This is a genomic window from Allorhizocola rhizosphaerae, from assembly GCF_003426775.1.
GTDB classification, from domain to species: Bacteria; Actinomycetota; Actinomycetes; order Mycobacteriales; family Micromonosporaceae; genus Allorhizocola; species Allorhizocola rhizosphaerae.
Genome location: NZ_QJUG01000048.1, coordinates 1 through 15,555, shown reverse-complemented (window position 1 = coordinate 15,555; position 15,555 = coordinate 1). Strand labels below are relative to the sequence as shown.

Below are 15,555 nucleotides of genomic sequence, written 5' to 3'. Positions count from 1 at the left end.
GGCGAGTGTGGGCGGCATGACAACGAAGAAGGCGGCCGCACGGGCCGTGGAGCTGACGAAGATTTACGGGGAGGGCGACGCCCGGGTGGCCGCGCTCGACTGCGTCGATGTCCAGTTTTACCAGGGCGAACTGACCGCCATCATGGGCCCGTCGGGCTCGGGCAAGTCGACCCTGATGCACTGCGTGGCCGGGCTGGACAAGGCGACCGCCGGGCGCACGTGGATCGGCGACACCGAGCTGACCAAGCTTGGCGACGACGCTCTGACCGCGCTGCGCCGCGACCGGGTCGGCTTCGTGTTCCAGGCGTTCAACCTGCTGCCCACGCTGACCGCGTGGGAGAACATCGTGCTGCCGCTGGACCTGGCCGGAAAGCGGGTCGACCGGGCGTTCGCCGACACCATCGTCAACGCGGTCGGGCTCGGCGACCGGCTCAAGCACCGGCCTTCGCAATTGTCGGGTGGGCAGCAACAGCGGGTGGCGTGCGCCCGCGCGCTGATCACGCGCCCGGATGTGATCTTCGCCGACGAGCCGACCGGCGCGCTGGACTCCCAGTCGTCCAAGGAGCTGCTGGACTTCCTGCGGCGCAGCGTGGACGAGCTGGGCCAGACCGTGGTGATGGTCACGCACGATCCGACCGCGGCCTCGTACGCCGACCGGATCATCAAGCTCGCGGACGGGAGGGTCCTGTAAATGCTGCGCGCGGTATTGCGGGACCTGCGGGCCCATCCCGGCCGGGTGTCCATGACGCTCGTGGCCATCGTGCTTGGCGTCGGCTTCGTCGTCGCCACGTGGGTCGTGTCGGATTCGGCGGCGGCGACCATCGTGAGTGGACAGACGCGCGCGGACTTCGCCGTCATCGTGCGAACCAAGGATCCCGCTCCGTTGGCGTCGATCGCCCGCGCCGAAGGTGTCGTGTTTGGACACTCGGCGGTGGTGAAGTCCGATGGCAAGCTGGGCACCGGATACTTCCCGGAGATGGCCGGAACGGATTGGGACGCCAGCGATCGATTCCACCTGATCGGCGGGCGTGGGCCGGAGAAGGCCGGTGAGGTCGCGCTGGAGGAGCGCACGGCCAAGGACGCCGGTCATGGCGTGGGATCGTCGGTGCGCCTGCTGCGCCAGGATGGCACCAGCGAAACCGTTACGGTGGTGGGCATTTACACCTACCGGACCGCTGCCGCGGATGAGCCGATGCCGGTGGTGGCCTACGACGAGGCGACCGCGCTGCGCCTGGCCGGTGGATCGTTTGCCTGGGTCGAGCTTTTCGGCGCCGATCCGGACGCGATCGCGGCGCAGGCCAAAGCGAAGGGCTTCGAAGACGTGAAGACCCGGCAGCAGATCGCCGACGAGCGGGCGAAGGAGGCGAGCCAGGAGGCGCAGATCGCGCGCAACTTCCTGCTCGTGTTCGCCGGTGTGGCGCTGATGGTCGGCATGTTCGTCATCGCCAACACGTTCACGATGCTTGTGGCGCAACGGACACGCTATTTCGCCCTGCTGCGCGCGGTCGGCGCCAAGCGGCGCCAGGTGCGCCGGGCCATCCTGGCAGAGGCCGCCGTCATCGGGCTGATCGGCGCGACGGTGGGCGCCGCGCTCGGCGTCGGGCTCGGGTGGGTGGCGATGACCCTGTTGCGCAGCACCGGGGAAACCGTCATCTTCGCGGTCTCACCGCTTGCCATCCTTGTCGGGTACCTCGTGGGCCTCGTCGTGACCGTCGTGGCCGCATACGGCTCGGCCCGCCGGGGCGCGGCCGTGCCGCCCGTGGCCGCGCTGGGCACCGACTACGCGCTGCCGCGCCGGTCGCTGGTGATCCGCACCGTGCTCGGGTTCCTCGCGCTCGGCGGCGGCACGACGATGGTCCTACTGACGTCGCACACGGACCTGTCGGACTGGCAACGGGTGGTCGGCATGGCGGGCGCGCTGCTGGGCTGCGTCGGTCTGCTCCTGCTGGCCCCGCTGCTCGCCTCGGCCGTCCTGATTCCACTGTCGCGTGTGGTCAGTCAACGGGGGTCGGTCGTGGCGCGGGTCGCCGTGCGAAACTCGATCCGCGACCCTCGTCGCACGGCGGCCACCGCGTCCGCGCTGATGATCGGGCTCGCGCTGGTCACGGCGTTCGCCACGGTCGGCGAGTCGCTCAGCGACACGTTCAGCCGGGTCGTCAAGGCTGACATCCGCGCGGAAACGCTTGTTGTGCGCGGGGTCAACGGCCCGACCCAGGACGACATCGTGCCGAAGGTGCCCGGCGACGCGACCGCGGTGTACCACGGTTGGGGCGAGGTCGACGGGCGCGACCGGTCCATCACGGTGGTGCGCGGCAACGGCAAGGGCCTGGCGCGGGAGCTGCCGCGCGGCGGCGCGCTGGTGCGCGAGCAGTTCGGGAAGAAGGTCGGCGACACGGTGACCGTGATGGGCAAGACCTTGCGCATCAACGGCGTCTACGTCGACGAAAGCTTCCTGTACAACGGCGTGGTCGTCGACGACCCGGCGCTGTTGGGCGAGCATTCCTATTTGGACGGCGTCTACGTCGCGGATGCCGACCGCAGGGCGCTCGACGCCGCGTTCGCCGAGCGGCCCGACATCATCGTGATGGATCGCGAGCAGCTCATCATGGAGTTCATCGGTCCGCTGCAGCTCGCGCTGGGCATCGTCTATGCCCTGCTGGGCGCGGCCGTGCTGATCGCCGTGTTCGGTGTGGTCAACACGCTGGCGCTGTCGGTGCTCGAACGGACCCGTGAGATCGGGGTGTTCCGGGCCGTGGGCGCCTCGCGTGGGTTGGTCCGGCGGGCGATCCGGCGCGAGAGCGTGGTGATCGCGACGTACGGCGGATTGTTGGGCGTGGGCATCGGCGTGCTGCTGGGCGGCGTCATGCAGCACGTCATCCTGAGCCAGCCCATCTTCTCGATGGCCGTGCCGCTGCCCGTGGTCGCGGGCGCGCTCGGCGGGATGGTCGTGGTGGGCGTGCTCGCGGCGCTGTGGCCGGCCCGGCGGGCGGCGCGCACCGACGTGCTCGCCGCTATCGCGACGACGTAGTCAGGTCGGTGACCCGCATCTGTTCGGTCAGCAGCCGGCGGAACCGGTGCGGGTCACCATCCACATAGGACTGGCACAGCCGGTATCCGGCCGGATAGTTCATGACGTACGTGCGCGACGACGGCTCGGTGATGAACCGGACCACGTGCGCGGCCATGTCCGGGCCGATCAGCGCCCAACGCTCCAAATAGGACCGCGCGTCCGCCTGGCCGGCGCCGTGCTCGTGCAGCAACAGCGCCGCGTTGACCTGGGCCCACTGGCACGGCCGGGCGGCCCGCTCGACGGCGAGGGCGTGCGCCAGGTCGAACTCGACGCCCGCATCGTGCAGGATCGCGGCCAGGCGCGGCCCGCCCTCGCCCGTGAGCAGGATCTGCGGCGCGAGCTCGCCTATGCCCTCGGAGATCACCGATTGGGGTGCGGGCGTGAGGGCCAGCGTCTCCTCCAGGAGGCCCTGGCCGCGTACCAGAAAAAATTCATGACAGGAACGTTCGGCCTGGTGGCCGGGGTACGTCTCATGGATGGCGACCAGCAGCAGGTCCATGGCGGTCATCGGTTTCGTCACGTTGAACGAGACCCGGCCGCGCAGGTCGCCGAGGTAGTCGTTGTAGCCAAGCCACGTCACGTCGCGCACGAACTCCAGGTCGACACCCTCGCCCTCGGGCAGGTCGACCAGCGCCCGGGTCTGCGTCCGAGCCTCCTCGATGACCGCTGCCACAACGGGTTCGACCTTGTCGGCGGGCACGAACATCGACTCGCGCCAGCGCAGAAACCGCTGCGTCAGCGGGCCATCGCCGGGCAGCAGGTCGGCGAGACGCTCGTGCGCCTCGGCGAACACGGCCTCGTCGGTGTGCACCGGGCGGATGCCGTAGCAGCCCTCGACCTCGTCGGCGTAGGAGCGGGACTCGCCCGCGAGCCCGCCCGCGAAGACGCGCAACGCCGCGACCTGGTCGCGCAGCCAGCCGTCGGCCAGCTCGCCCAGCAGCGCGTCGGCCTCCTTGACCAGCGCACGCGGCTCGACCGGCGCTTCGGCCCCGACCTGCGCGGCCAGCTCGGCCGGGCCGAAGTAGGCGTCGACCACCCCGTCATCGTGGCGGGCAAGGCGAAGGCCGAGGCGCAGATAGCGTTCCGCGGGAGAATCGGTCATCCGGCGAATGTATTACATTGCTTTGGGTCGCCGGAGCTATAGCCCTGGTTGAACCACTGCTGGCGTTGCTGCGACGAGCCGTGGGTGAACGCGTCCTGATTGATCGACCCGCCCGCCTTCTTCTGGATCGAGTCGTCGCCCACGGCCGAGGCGGCCTGCATCGCCTCGTCGATGTCCTTCTGCGTCACGCTGGTGAACAGCGGCTGGCCCGTCGCGCTCGTCGTGCGGCTGGCCGCGTTGGCCCACGCCCCGGCGTAACAGTCGGCCTGCAACTCCATGGAGACCGAGTAGCGGTTGGCGTTGGCCGGATCGCGCTGCTGCGCCCGGCGCACCTCTGCCTCCGTGCCGAGCAGGGTTTGCACGTGATGGCCGTATTCGTGGGCGAGCACATACGCCTGGGCGAACTGGCCGGGGGCGCCGAACCGGCGGGCCAGCTCGTCGTAGAACGACAGATCAATGTAGATATGGTTGTCGCCGGGACAGTAGAACGGGCCCATGCCCGCGTCCGCGCTGCCGCACGCCGTGTCCACTCCGCCGCTGAACAGGCGCGTCTTCGCCCTCTGGTACTGCTGGCCGAAGTGCTGCGGGAGCGCCTGCTGCCAATAGGCCTGGATCGAGTTGATGTAGAGCAGGTTGCGGCAGTCGGTGCGCTGGAACCGGTCCGGGTTGGCCGTCGAGCACGCCTGCTGCAGCTCGGTGTTGTCCTCGGGCTGCTGCGCCGTGTCCCCGCCCAGCCCGCCCAGGCCCAGGTTGCCCAGCTGGCCCGTGCTGTTGAGGACCAGATAGCCGGCGAAGCACAACACGGCCACGAGCATCGCCGCGATGCCCAGCTTGGGGTTCCGGCGAAACAGCGGCAGCAACATGGTCAGGCATCCCGCCGCGGCATTGACTCCGCCGCGGCCGCCGATCCCGCCGCCGCGGCTGCCAGCCCCACGAAGATCCTCTACTTGTGAGGGATCGAGGTCTGCATTCTCGTTGATGCTCACGATGCTGAGCCTAAGGTCAGTTCGGGCGTCATCGGCGCGTTTTACCCGCGCTGTCGTGGAGGAAAACGGCGCGCTGCTCAAGGGGCGACAGCCGGTTGCCCTGGGCCGGCCGCTCGGCACGCGCGGCGTGGGCGCCAGCCTGGTCGGCGTCGCCGAGCAGCAGGCATGTCTCGGCCAGCCCGAGCAGGGAAGCGTCTTTGCGAGACCGCCGTCGACCGGTACTTCCTCTACCACCCGTGGGGCAGAGGCGACGAGGCCGACTTCAACCTCAACATCGCGCCGGCGGGTCCGTTCCCGGACGACGGTGGCCAGGCTCACGAAATGGATGAGCCGGCCGCGGCAGATCCGGGCGCGGTTCGGCCCGGTGGCAGCGGACGGTGATCACCTGCGCTGCTGCCTGCGCCTGTCGGTGCAGGTGGGGGACCGATCCGGGTCCGCCCACGGGCGGTGGCGGCGGAACCGGTGGCGGTGGTGGCAGTGGCGGTGCTCCCACCCAGCCACCGGGAAATCCGCCGCGGCACGAGCGGTAGTGACGCTACGATTGGCGGGTTTGCCCCCCGGTTTCGTCTCGTCGTCGTTGGAGCAGTCATGATCGCGGCCACTGGCCTGGAGTTGCGCGCGGGCGCTCGCATCCTGCTGGGCGAGACGTCGCTGCGGGTGCAGCCGGGCGACCGCATCGGCCTGGTCGGGCGCAACGGGGCCGGCAAGACCACCACGCTCAAGGTGCTCGCGGGCGAGGGCATGCCCTATACGGGGCAGGTGGAGCGGCGGGGGCCGGTGGGATACCTGCCGCAGGACCCGAGGACGGGCGACCTGGAGGTGACCGCGTCCGACCGTGTGCTGTCCGCCCGGGGACTGGATGTCCTGCTGGCGCAGATGAAGGAGCTTGAGCCGCGGCTCGGCGAGGACGCGCAGTTGCTCCGCAAATATGGGCAACTGGAAGACCAATTCGCTGCCTTGGGTGGTTACGGTGCGGAGGCCGAGGCGGCACGCATCTGCTCAAACCTCGGGCTGCCGGATCGGGTGCTCGCGCAGCCGCTCGGCACGCTGTCGGGCGGCCAGCGGCGGCGCATCGAGCTGGCCCGCATCCTGTTCCGCGACGCGGCCGCGCAGGGCGGCGGCACGCTGCTGCTCGACGAGCCCACCAACCACTTGGACGCCGACTCGATCACCTGGCTGCGCGGGTTTCTGGCGGGGCACAAAGGCGGCCTGATCGTCATCTCGCACGACGCGTCGCTGCTCGAAGCGGTCGTCAACAAGGTGTGGTATCTAGACGCCAACAGGTCCACAGTGGACGTTTACAACGTCGGCTGGAAGGCCTACCTGGAGCAGAGAGAGACCGACGAGCGCAGGCGCAAGCGGGAGCGGGCCAACGCCGAGAAGAAGGCGGGGGCCCTGATGGCCCAGGCCGACAAGCTCCGTGCGAAGGCGACCAAAGCCGTTGCGGCGCAAAACATGGCGCGGCGCGCATCGCTGCTCTTGAGCGGCCTGGAGGAGGAGCGGGCCGCCGACAAGGCCGCGAAGGTGCGCTTCCCGACCCCCGCGCCGTGCGGCAAGACCCCCCTCACGGCGTCCGGGCTGTCCAAGTCATACGGCTCGCTGGAGATCTTCACGGACGTGGGCGTGGCGGTCGACCGTGGCTCGCGCGTGGTCATCCTCGGCCTCAACGGTGCGGGCAAGACCACGCTGCTGCGCATCCTCGCCGGACTGCTGGAGCCGGACACCGGCGCGGTCGAGCCGGGGCACGGGCTGCGCCTGGGCTACTACGCGCAGGAGCACGAAACCCTGGACATCGGCCGCAGCATCCTCGACCACATGCGCTCGGCGGCGCCTTCACAAACCGACACGGAGCTGCGCCGGATTCTGGGCGCGTTCCTGTTCAGCGGCGACGACGTCGACAAGCCTGCGGGGGTGTTGTCGGGCGGCGAGAAGACCCGGCTGGCGCTCGCCACGCTCGTGTGCTCGGGTGCCAACGTGCTCCTGCTGGACGAGCCGACCAACAACCTCGACCCGGTCAGCCGCGAGCAGGTGCTCGACGCCATCGCCCGCTATCCCGGGGCCATCGTCCTGGTGACCCACGACCCGGGTGCGGTGGCCGCGCTCAAACCCGACCGGGCCATCCTGCTGCCCGACGGTGACGAAGACGCCTGGAGCGACGACCTGCTGGACCTCGTCGAGCTGGCATAGGCCGGTCTAGAACCGGCCTATCGCGACGAACAGCGCGAGCGCGCCGAGGATCGCGTTGAACACGACCCCTTGCGGCTCGCTTCGCCGGATGTGGGTGAACGCCGCAAGAATCATCACGATGACCAAGCCGGTCGCGGCGAGCGGGGTCAGCACCGGGGCGATGCCCGTGGCCCAGGGCAGGATCAGCCCGGCGGCGCCGAGAAGCTCCACAGCGCCGATGAGCCTCACCGTCCCGGTGGAGAAGTCGGCCACATATGGCATGCGTGGCCGCAGTTCGTCGCGTGACTTGCTGACCTTCAGGAAGCCCGCGCCGGCGAAGGCCAAGGCGAGCAGGGCCTGGACGACCCACAGGGCAACGTTCATGGCGCCTCCTAAACGGTGGATCTCCTCCACTTGTGGGTCGAACCTAGCAGTAAGTGGAGGCTCCCGTCCACTTATCGCTGCTACGCTTAGGATCATGGTGCGGGCGGACGCGGCGCGGAATCGGGAGCTGATCCTCGATGCGGCGCGCAACATCTTCGCCGCGCGCGGCCTCGACGCGCCGCTGGAGGAGATCGCCTCCGAGGCCGGTGTGGGCATCGCCACGCTGTACCGCCGCTTTGCCACGCGCGAAGACCTCCTCGCCGCGGTCGCCACCCGCCAGATCGAACTCTTTGAGCGCGCACTGGCCAAGGGGTTGTCCGATCCGGATCCGTGGGAAGGGTTCAGCGGTTTCATCCGGGCCATCGCCGAGATCCAGGCCCGGCTGCCGGGATTGGCGCAGATGCTGATGATCCCCTGCCACGGCCCGGAGGATGAGCGTGCCGCGGCCATCTTCCAGGGCTACCTTGAGCTGGTCGCACGCGCCAAGAAGGCGGGCGCACTGCGCGACGACTACGTGCCCGAGGATCTGCCGATGCTGCTCATGGCCAACGCAGGACTGCTGCGGGAGACCTCGCGCACCGCGCCCAAGGCATGGAAACGCTTGGTGGAATACCTCTTGCAGGCGTTCCGCTGCCGCGAACAGCAGCCACTGCCGTCCCCGCCGACGCCCACCCAGATCCGCAAGATCATGTCCCAACCGACGGACTAGCCCGCGGAAAGCGATGGCCAGCGATGCGCGGCCCAGTCGGGCCAGCCTTGCCAACCTGTAGTCGGGCTGGGCAGGTCGGTGTCATCCCGCGCAGGCGGGTCAGTCGTGGTCGTCGGCGGGGTATGGGCCCGCGGTCACGATGACGGGCTCGGGGGAGTTGACCAGGCGCGGTGGGGACGCGCCGATCGCGAACTGGGTCTTGTACAGATCGGCGTAGAGGCCGCCCTCGGCGATCAGTTGCTCGTGCGTGCCGCGCTGCACGATGCGGCCCTCGTCGAGCACCAGGATCTGGTCGGCCTCGCGCACGGTGGACAGCCGGTGCGCGATGACCAGCGCCGTGCGCCCGGTCAGCGCCGAGGACAGCGCCTCCTGCACGGCCGCCTCGCTTTCTGAGTCGAGGTGCGCCGTGGCCTCGTCGAGGATCACGATGGACGGCGCCTTCAGCAGCAGCCGCGCGATGGCGATGCGCTGCTTCTCCCCACCCGAGAACCGGTATCCCCGCTCGCCGACGACCGTGTCGAGCCCGTCCGGCAGGGCCTGCACCATGTGCTCGATCTGGGCCCCGCGCAGCGCCGCCCACAGCTCCTCGTCGGTGGCATCGGGCTTGGCGTAGCGAAGGTTTTCGGCGAGCGTCTCGTGGAACAGGTGCGCGTCCTGGGTCACCACGCCGATGTTCTCGCGCAGCGACTGCATCGTGGCGTCGCGCACGTCGACGCCACCCACCAGCACCGCGCCCGATGTCACGTCGTAGAGCCGGCTCACCAGCATCGAGGTGGTGGACTTGCCCGCGCCCGAGGGCCCGACGAGCGCCACGAGTTGCCCCGGCTCCACTGTGAACGAAACCCCGCGCAGCACCGGATCGGTGGTCGTGCGCTCCACCCGGGCCACATCCTCAAGCGAGGCAAGCGAAATCTCGGCCGCCGTCGGATAGCGGAAGTGCACGTCGCGGAACTCGACCGTGGCCGCGCCCGCCGGAATCGCCACCGCGCCAGGCCTTTCGGCGATCGCTGGCGGCAGGTCGAGCACCTCGAACACGCGGTCAAACGAGACCAGCGCGCCCATCACGTCAATGCGCACATTGGACAGTGCGGTGATCGGACCGTATAACCGGGTCAGCAGCAACGCCAGCGCGACCACGTCACCGGCGTCGAGCGTGCCGACCACCGCATACCACCCGCCGAGCCCATAGACGAGGGCCTGCGCCAGCGACGCCACGAGCATCATGGCGGCGAAGAACATGCGCGAATACATCGCCGACAGCACACCGATGTCGCGCACCCGCCCGGCCCGCGCGGAGAACCGCTGCGACTCGGACTCGGGCCGCACGAACAGCTTCACCAGCAGCGCCCCGGCCACGCCGAACCGCTCGGTCATGGTCGCGTTCATCTTCGCGTTGAGGTCGTAGGACTCCTTGGTGATTTCGGCCAGGCGGTTGCCCATGCGCCGCGCGGGGAGGATGAACACCGGCAGCAGCAACAGCGACAGCGCGGTGATCTGCCACGACAGCACGAACATCGCCGCGGCGGTCAGCACGAGCTGGATGACGTTGCTCACCACACCGGACAGCGTCGAGGTGAACGCCCGCTGCGCGCCCAGCACGTCGTTGTTGAGCCGGCTCACCAGCGCCCCGGTCTGCGCCCGGGTGAAGAACTGCACCGGCATGCGCTGCACGTGGTCGTAGACCTGGGTGCGCAGGTCGTAGATGAGACCCTCGCCGATGCGCGACGAATACCACCGCTCGGCCAACGACAGCACCGCGCCCACCACGGCCAGCCCGGCGATGACCAGAGCGATCTTCACGATCTGGCTCGCCGCCGAGGGACTCCCCGAATTGATCAGGCGCACCACCTGGCCCGCGAGCAGGGGAGTGGCCACGCCGATGACCGCGCTGACGACGATGACCGCGAGGAAGAACGTTATCTCGCGCTTATATGGGCCCGCGAAGGAAAGGATGCGCTTGGCCGTCTCACGGCCAATCTTGCGTTTCTCAAGCGTCTGCCCCCGGCGCATGGAGCGCATCATCCACTCCATGCCGCCACCACCGTAGGACATCGGCCACCTCCACGAGACGATCTAGTGGAACCAACCTATCCCGCGGGTCTGACATTCCTACTCGCCCAAGCCAGCTAGATCACGTATCCGGCGCACCTGCGCCTCGCGCTCGAAGCGCTCCTGCTCGCCGAACGTGCGCAGCGCCGCCGACGCCAGCAGCGCCTTGATCTCCACGACCGCGTCGCGGTTGCCCGCCAGCACGGCCGCGACCAGGTCGTCCGTTGCCGCCGCAAGCTCGGTGACGGGGACCACGACGTTGGCCAATCCGAGGGCCAACGCTTCGTGGGCAAGCACGCGGCGGCCGGTCACGCACAGCTCCAGCGCCCGCGCGTAGCCGACAAGTTCGAGCAGTCGCCTCGTACCCCCTAAATCTGGAACAAGGCCCAGGGTGATCTCGGCCATGGCGAAGGAGGCGTCCTCGGCCGCGACCCGGAAATCGCAAGCGAGCGCGAGCTGGAAGCCCGCGCCGATGGCATGGCCGTGCACGGCGGCGACCGAGATGAGGTCCGGACGGCGCAACCAATCGAATGCGGCCTGATATTCCGCTATGCGCGAAGCGGCATCGTCTGGTGTCAATGCGCTCATCTCGCCGAGCGCGGCGGGGATGGCGTTGCGGTCGAGTCCGGCGGAAAACGAGGGACCCTCACCCTTGAGGACAACCACTCTGGTGTCGCCGCTGAGTTCGCGCCCGACCGCGGCCAATTCAAGCCACATTTGAGGAGTCTGCGCGTTGCGCTGCGCCGGCCGGTCCAATGTCACCGTCGCAACTGGACCGTCGCTTGTGACGCGGAAGCCGGTCGACGTCATGCCAGCCGGCTTCCCGATTGCGGATCGCTGGCGACGGACGACCCATCGCCAGCCGGCGGGGTCATGCTTTTTTGCGCCGACGGGCGCCGCCGCGCTGGCGAAGCTGAACCCCTGACTCGGTGAGCACCCGGTGGATGAATCCGTAAGAGCGGCCCGTCGATGCGGCCAGAGCGCGGATGCTCTCACCCGAGGTGTATCGCTTCACGAGATCCTTGGCGAGCGTTTGACGTTCGGTGCCGACGATCCGGCGACCCTTCTCCGTCGTACTAGCTGTGCCGGTGGCTGCCATTCTCTTTCCCTCACGTCCTAGTGACGATACGGACTTTGCGGTCTTCCCTATTAGACCGCCTCCGACGATCATGCGCTAGATATCAATTTCTTGCCAACCGACACGCGCACACCTGTCGGGTACCCGATAGCGTGTGGCGTCGTGAGCACCCGTGAGCGCAATGACCTGATCGGCTGGCTATTGCTGGTCAGCGGAGGTTTATTGGTCACGTGGATGGCCGTGGAGAGCGGGGCAAGACTTGGCACAGCGAGCGCACCCTTTCTAGGAAGCTATAGGTTCGAAATTTCGCCCCTTTCGCTTGTGGCTCCCGCTGTTGCTGGGATTGTTGTCTGGCTCGCGGTAAAGCGTCCACATATAAAAAATTGGTTAGCGCTTTCTGGGGTGGGCCTGTTCGCATGGGCCGTCTCACTGGCGCTCGTTGACGGCACGGACGGGCTGACCCGATCCCTAACGCCGGACAGCTATTTGGGTGACGTGAATGAGGTGGGCGACGACCCGCTCGAATACCTGCGCACGTTTACCAGCCGCAGCGCCGAGCACACCACCGCGACCCGCGGCCATCCTCCCGGCCCTGTGTTGCTGCTGTGGGCTTTGCAGCGCGCAGGGGTCACCGGGCACTTCGGGCTCGCGCTCATCGTGACCGCCATTGGAGCGCTCTCTGCGCCGCTCGTGCTCGGCGCCGTAAGGGATGTAAGCGGCGAGGATGTGGCAAGGCGTTACGCCCCAGTGCTCATACTTGCCCCGTACGCCGTGTGGCTCGCCGTCTCAATGGATGCGGTCGTGCTCACGATCGCGGCCGCGATGACGCTCGCCGGGCTGCGCGCCACGCGCAACCGGGCCTGGCGCGCCGCCGGATGGGCCATCCTCGCGGGGCTGCTGCTCGGCGTGGCCGCGCTTTTCTCCTACGCGGCGGCGTGGCTCGGACTGTCCATTGTGGGCATTTACTTCGCCCGGAGGCGCGCGGCGCTCAACCTTTTCAGCGGGCTTGGCGCGCTCGCACCCGTGTTGGCTGCGTCGGCGGCGGGGTTCGGCTGGACCGATGGATTGGGGACGGCCTATGCAGACTTCGCCAAGACCATCGAACCCCAGCGATCGGCACTGTGGTGGGGACTCATCAGCATCTGCGCGTTGCTCCTGGCGTGCGGGCCGGCGGTGTACGCGAGCGTGCGCAAGGTGCGCAACACGCCCGCGTGGCCGTTCCTGCTGGGCGCGGCGAGCGCCGTGCTGTTCTCGATCGCTGCCGGGCTGGCGCGGGGCGGAGTCGAGCACGCATGGCTCCCGTTCTTCCCGTGGCTGACGGTCGCGGCGATAGCGCCGGAGGAACAGGGCGGTGAGCCGGTCGAGTCGCCGCTGTTGCTCGTGTCGGTCGGGGCGTTGACAGCGATAGTGATAGAAGCCGTCCTGCGCACGCCCTGGTGACGCGGCGCTCGCCATAACGGCGGGCATCGCGTTCGCGTGGTGCGGGTGCTCGCCGTAAGGGCGGTAGCGTGCTCGCATGGTGCGGGTGCTCGCCGTAACGACGGCAACGTGCTCGCGTGGTGCGGGCGTGAAGTACGCTGCCCGAATGCGACGCTTACTCGCCACCGCCGCCCTCGTGGGCGTGGCGCTTTTCGCGACGGCTGCCTGCGCCGATGTCCCGCAACCCCCGCTCGGCTCGCCCACGGGCACCCCCACCACCAAGACGGACGGCAGCCCGGCCGACAAGGCGACCACATGCGCCGCCTGGAAGACCCTGCGCACCGACGTCGAGGCCAAGATCGCCACCCACCGGGCGACGATCGAGGGCGCCAAGGACGACCCGCTGAAGGCCGCCAGCGCGTACGGCGAACTCACCACGCTGCTCAACGACTACAAGACCAAGACCGCCGAGCTCGAAGCCAAGGCCGGCGACGCCGAGGTGAAGGCGGCGCTTAAGGACGAGGTGGCCGCGGCCACGAAGCTGCAGTCCGAACTCAACGCGGCAGGCAGCGACCCGGCGAAGATCCAGGCCGCGATCCAGAACGTCAACCAGGCGTCGACCAACAAGCTCAAGTCGCTGTGTCAGTAGGCCCGCATCGCGCCGCCGTCGACCGGCACGGCCAGCCCGGTGAGATAGCTCGCCGCCGGGGACAGCAGGAACGCTGCCACCCGGCCGAACTCCTCGGGCTGGCCCAACCGTCCTAATGGGATGGACGCCTCGGCCTCCGACTGCGCCTTCGCGGCATCGCCGGTCGCGGCGAACAACTCCCGGTTGCGGTCGGTCAAAATCCGGTGGGGGAGCAGGCTCACCACCCGGATGCCGCGCGGGGCCAGCTCGTCGGCCATGTCCTTGGCCACGCCCAGCAGACCCGGCCGCAGCCCGTTGGACAGGCCGAGGCCGACGATCGGCATCCAGGCCGAGCTGGACAGCACAAACCCGATCGCGCCACCGTTGGTGAGCGCCTCGGCGACCCGGCGTGCCAGCCGCACCGCGCCGAGGAAGACCGTCTCGAACGACTCCCGCCACTGCTCGTCGGTCACCTGCGTGGCCGTCCCGCGTGGTGGGCCGCCGACCGAAATCAAGGCCCCGTCGAGACGCCCGAAGTGGTCAAGCGCCGCGCCGACCAACCGGTCCGCGGTTGTTTCCTCTCCCAGATCAGCCGGTACGCCGTGCGCCTGCGCCTTTCCGAGGTCTGCGACGGCCGCGGCCAGGCGCTGCTCATCGCGTGCGGAAAGCACGACGTTGGCGCCGTCGGCCACCAGGCAGCGCGCGGTCGCGAACCCCAGCCCGCGAGAGGCGCCGGTCAGGAGGAACGCTTTTCCGGCCAGCCCAAGGTCCATGCCCGCGACGTTACCAAAGTTTGAGCCAGGCGCGACCGCGCACGGCCACGACGAGGGCACGTTGTCCAATCCGGACCGCGAACGCGCGGGAGCGGGCCTCGTACACCATAAGCTCGACGCGGGCGCCCGGGTCGGTCGGCAGGTTCGCCCTCGCGAATTCGTAACCATCGCTGAGCGCGCCTTGCGTCGGCCGACCATCGGCCCACGCCGAGAAGACCTGCTCCCACCCATCGCCGTACTGCGCGGCCAGGCACGGCCATTCCCGGCGCACGTTGCGGGCGCGTTTGCGCAGCAACGCTTTGCGGGCAATCGCCACGCGCCCGGCATCAAACCCCTCGGGTGCGGCCCCGCCCGCCACGAGTGCCCGCACGAGCTCGGCCTGCCGCCGCGCCAGATCGTCGCCGCTCATGTGATTCGCGGATGCCCGCACGCGTCGGCCAGAGCGTCCAATTCGGACCGCAACTCGCCCCAGGCCGGGTAGTTCCCGTCGCGTTCCAGCATCAGCGCCTTCGGCTTCAACGCGGCCACCAGTTCGATGACCGCTTCCATCACAGGATCCGTATGCGTATCGTGATACACCCCGTCCGAGAAGGCCCCGCCCGCCACGTGGGCGTAAGCGAGCCGCTCCAGCGGCCAACCCTCCACACTGGACAGTGGATCCACCCCTCGGTTCACGGCATTGGCATACACATTCGCGATATCGAGCAGCAGCAGTGCATCCGTCCGCTCAAGAATCTCCGTCAGGAACTGGCCCTCGGCGAGCTCATCATCGGGCCAGTCAAACAGCGCAGCGATCGGTTCGAGTGCGAGCGGCACGGGCAGGTCGGCCTGGGCACGCTTCACGTTGGCCACCAGGGCCTCCACCGCATCCCGGCTGCGCGGCAACGGGAGCAGATGTCCCGCCTCAAGCCCGTCCGCGCGCACGAACGCGATGTGCTCGCTCACCAGCGGCGCGCCGGTCATTTCGGCGCAGTGCGCGAGATGTGCGACCCGCTCGGGCTCCACCGGTTCGGCCCCGCCCAGCGACAGGCGCACCCCGTGCGGCACCACCGCCACCCCGCGCGCACGCAACTCGCCCAGCGACACGGGCAACCCGTTGCGCCCCAACGTTTCGGCGATAACCTCCACAAAGGGCACACCGGGCAGGCCCGCCACAACCCCCGCAATCTCGGGCCGCCACCCCACCCCCAC

General features: G+C 69.0%; 16 protein-coding genes. 7 read left to right on the top strand and 9 right to left on the bottom strand.

The features are described 5' to 3' along the window. Positions 1 to 16 precede the first annotated feature (16 nt). Both DM816_RS12715 and DM816_RS12710 read left to right on the top strand, forming a co-directional pair. Positions 17 to 691 carry an ABC transporter ATP-binding protein gene (locus DM816_RS12715; protein ID WP_117210445.1) on the top strand — a complete coding sequence of 225 codons (675 nt, stop codon included), beginning with the start codon at positions 17 to 19 and terminating at the stop codon, positions 689 to 691. After that, positions 692 to 3,028, top strand: a complete 2,337-nt coding sequence (locus DM816_RS12710) for an ABC transporter permease (RefSeq protein WP_117210418.1) — start codon at positions 692 to 694, stop codon at positions 3,026 to 3,028. Here the strand turns inward: DM816_RS12710 and DM816_RS12705 are convergent. Beyond that, a complete protein-coding gene (locus DM816_RS12705) occupies positions 3,012 to 4,172 on the bottom strand; it encodes a hypothetical protein (RefSeq protein WP_117210417.1) in 1,161 nt (386 codons plus the stop codon). The genes DM816_RS12710 and DM816_RS12705 overlap by 17 nt on opposite strands. Beyond that, complete coding sequence (gene ypfJ, locus DM816_RS12700) at positions 4,169 to 5,158, bottom strand: KPN_02809 family neutral zinc metallopeptidase (RefSeq protein ID WP_117210416.1); 990 nt, start codon at positions 5,156 to 5,158, stop codon at positions 4,169 to 4,171. The genes DM816_RS12705 and ypfJ overlap by 4 nt, the downstream gene beginning before the upstream one ends. 165 nt (positions 5,159 to 5,323) lie before the next feature. Here ypfJ and DM816_RS42450 point away from each other — a divergent pair, with 165 nt between their 5' ends. Together DM816_RS42450 and DM816_RS12695 are read left to right on the top strand one after the other, a co-directional pair. Then, complete coding sequence (locus DM816_RS42450) at positions 5,324 to 5,539, top strand: hypothetical protein (protein ID WP_162907381.1); 216 nt, start codon at positions 5,324 to 5,326, stop codon at positions 5,537 to 5,539. A 207-nt stretch (positions 5,540 to 5,746) separates the two neighbouring features. Next, positions 5,747 to 7,345, top strand: a complete 1,599-nt coding sequence (locus tag DM816_RS12695) for an ABC-F family ATP-binding cassette domain-containing protein (RefSeq protein WP_117210415.1) — start codon at positions 5,747 to 5,749, stop codon at positions 7,343 to 7,345. Positions 7,346 to 7,351: 6 nt separating this feature from the next. Here the strand turns inward: DM816_RS12695 and DM816_RS12690 are convergent, their stop codons facing one another. After that, positions 7,352 to 7,708, bottom strand: a complete 357-nt coding sequence (locus tag DM816_RS12690; RefSeq protein WP_117210414.1) for a DoxX family protein — start codon at positions 7,706 to 7,708, stop codon at positions 7,352 to 7,354. A gap of 94 nt (positions 7,709 to 7,802) precedes the next feature. On the opposite strand from DM816_RS12690, the gene DM816_RS12685 reads away from it, so the two are divergent. Next, on the top strand, positions 7,803 to 8,417 hold the full coding sequence (locus DM816_RS12685; RefSeq protein WP_211588669.1) for a TetR/AcrR family transcriptional regulator: 615 nt from the start codon (positions 7,803 to 7,805) through the stop codon (positions 8,415 to 8,417). A gap of 99 nt (positions 8,418 to 8,516) precedes the next feature. Here DM816_RS12685 and DM816_RS12680 read toward each other — a convergent pair whose 3' ends face one another. From DM816_RS12680 to DM816_RS12670, 3 genes are all read right to left on the bottom strand, one after another. Further along, a complete protein-coding gene (locus DM816_RS12680) occupies positions 8,517 to 10,469 on the bottom strand; it encodes an ABC transporter ATP-binding protein (RefSeq protein ID WP_117210412.1) in 1,953 nt (650 codons plus the stop codon). Positions 10,470 to 10,526: 57 nt separating this feature from the next. Next, positions 10,527 to 11,276: an enoyl-CoA hydratase/isomerase family protein gene (locus DM816_RS12675; protein ID WP_117210411.1), complete on the bottom strand. Its 750-nt coding sequence runs from the start codon at positions 11,274 to 11,276 to the stop codon at positions 10,527 to 10,529. Positions 11,277 to 11,337: 61 nt separating this feature from the next. Further along, positions 11,338 to 11,565 (bottom strand): helix-turn-helix domain-containing protein, encoded by a 228-nt coding sequence (locus tag DM816_RS12670; protein WP_020521113.1) that lies wholly within the window; start codon positions 11,563 to 11,565, stop codon positions 11,338 to 11,340. Between the two features lie 381 nt (positions 11,566 to 11,946). Here DM816_RS12670 and DM816_RS12665 point away from each other — a divergent pair, with 381 nt between their 5' ends. Beyond that, a complete protein-coding gene (locus tag DM816_RS12665; RefSeq protein ID WP_246001917.1) occupies positions 11,947 to 12,984 on the top strand; it encodes a hypothetical protein in 1,038 nt (345 codons plus the stop codon). Positions 12,985 to 13,129: 145 nt separating this feature from the next. Beyond that, positions 13,130 to 13,612: a hypothetical protein gene (locus DM816_RS12660; RefSeq protein ID WP_117210410.1), complete on the top strand. Its 483-nt coding sequence runs from the start codon at positions 13,130 to 13,132 to the stop codon at positions 13,610 to 13,612. Here the strand turns inward: DM816_RS12660 and DM816_RS12655 are convergent. The 3 genes from DM816_RS12655 to DM816_RS12645 all read right to left on the bottom strand — a co-directional run. After that, positions 13,606 to 14,364, bottom strand: a complete 759-nt coding sequence (locus DM816_RS12655) for an SDR family oxidoreductase (protein ID WP_117210409.1) — start codon at positions 14,362 to 14,364, stop codon at positions 13,606 to 13,608. The two genes, DM816_RS12660 and DM816_RS12655, sit on opposite strands and share 7 nt — an antisense overlap. Positions 14,365 to 14,374: 10 nt before the next feature. Then, complete coding sequence (locus DM816_RS12650; protein WP_117210408.1) at positions 14,375 to 14,773, bottom strand: SCO6045 C-terminal-like domain-containing protein; 399 nt, start codon at positions 14,771 to 14,773, stop codon at positions 14,375 to 14,377. Next, the coding region (locus DM816_RS12645; protein WP_162907379.1) for an MbnB/TglH/ChrH family RiPP precursor modification enzyme at positions 14,770 to 15,555 on the bottom strand (786 nt) is incomplete at its 5' end. The genes DM816_RS12645 and DM816_RS12650, both read right to left, overlap by 4 nt.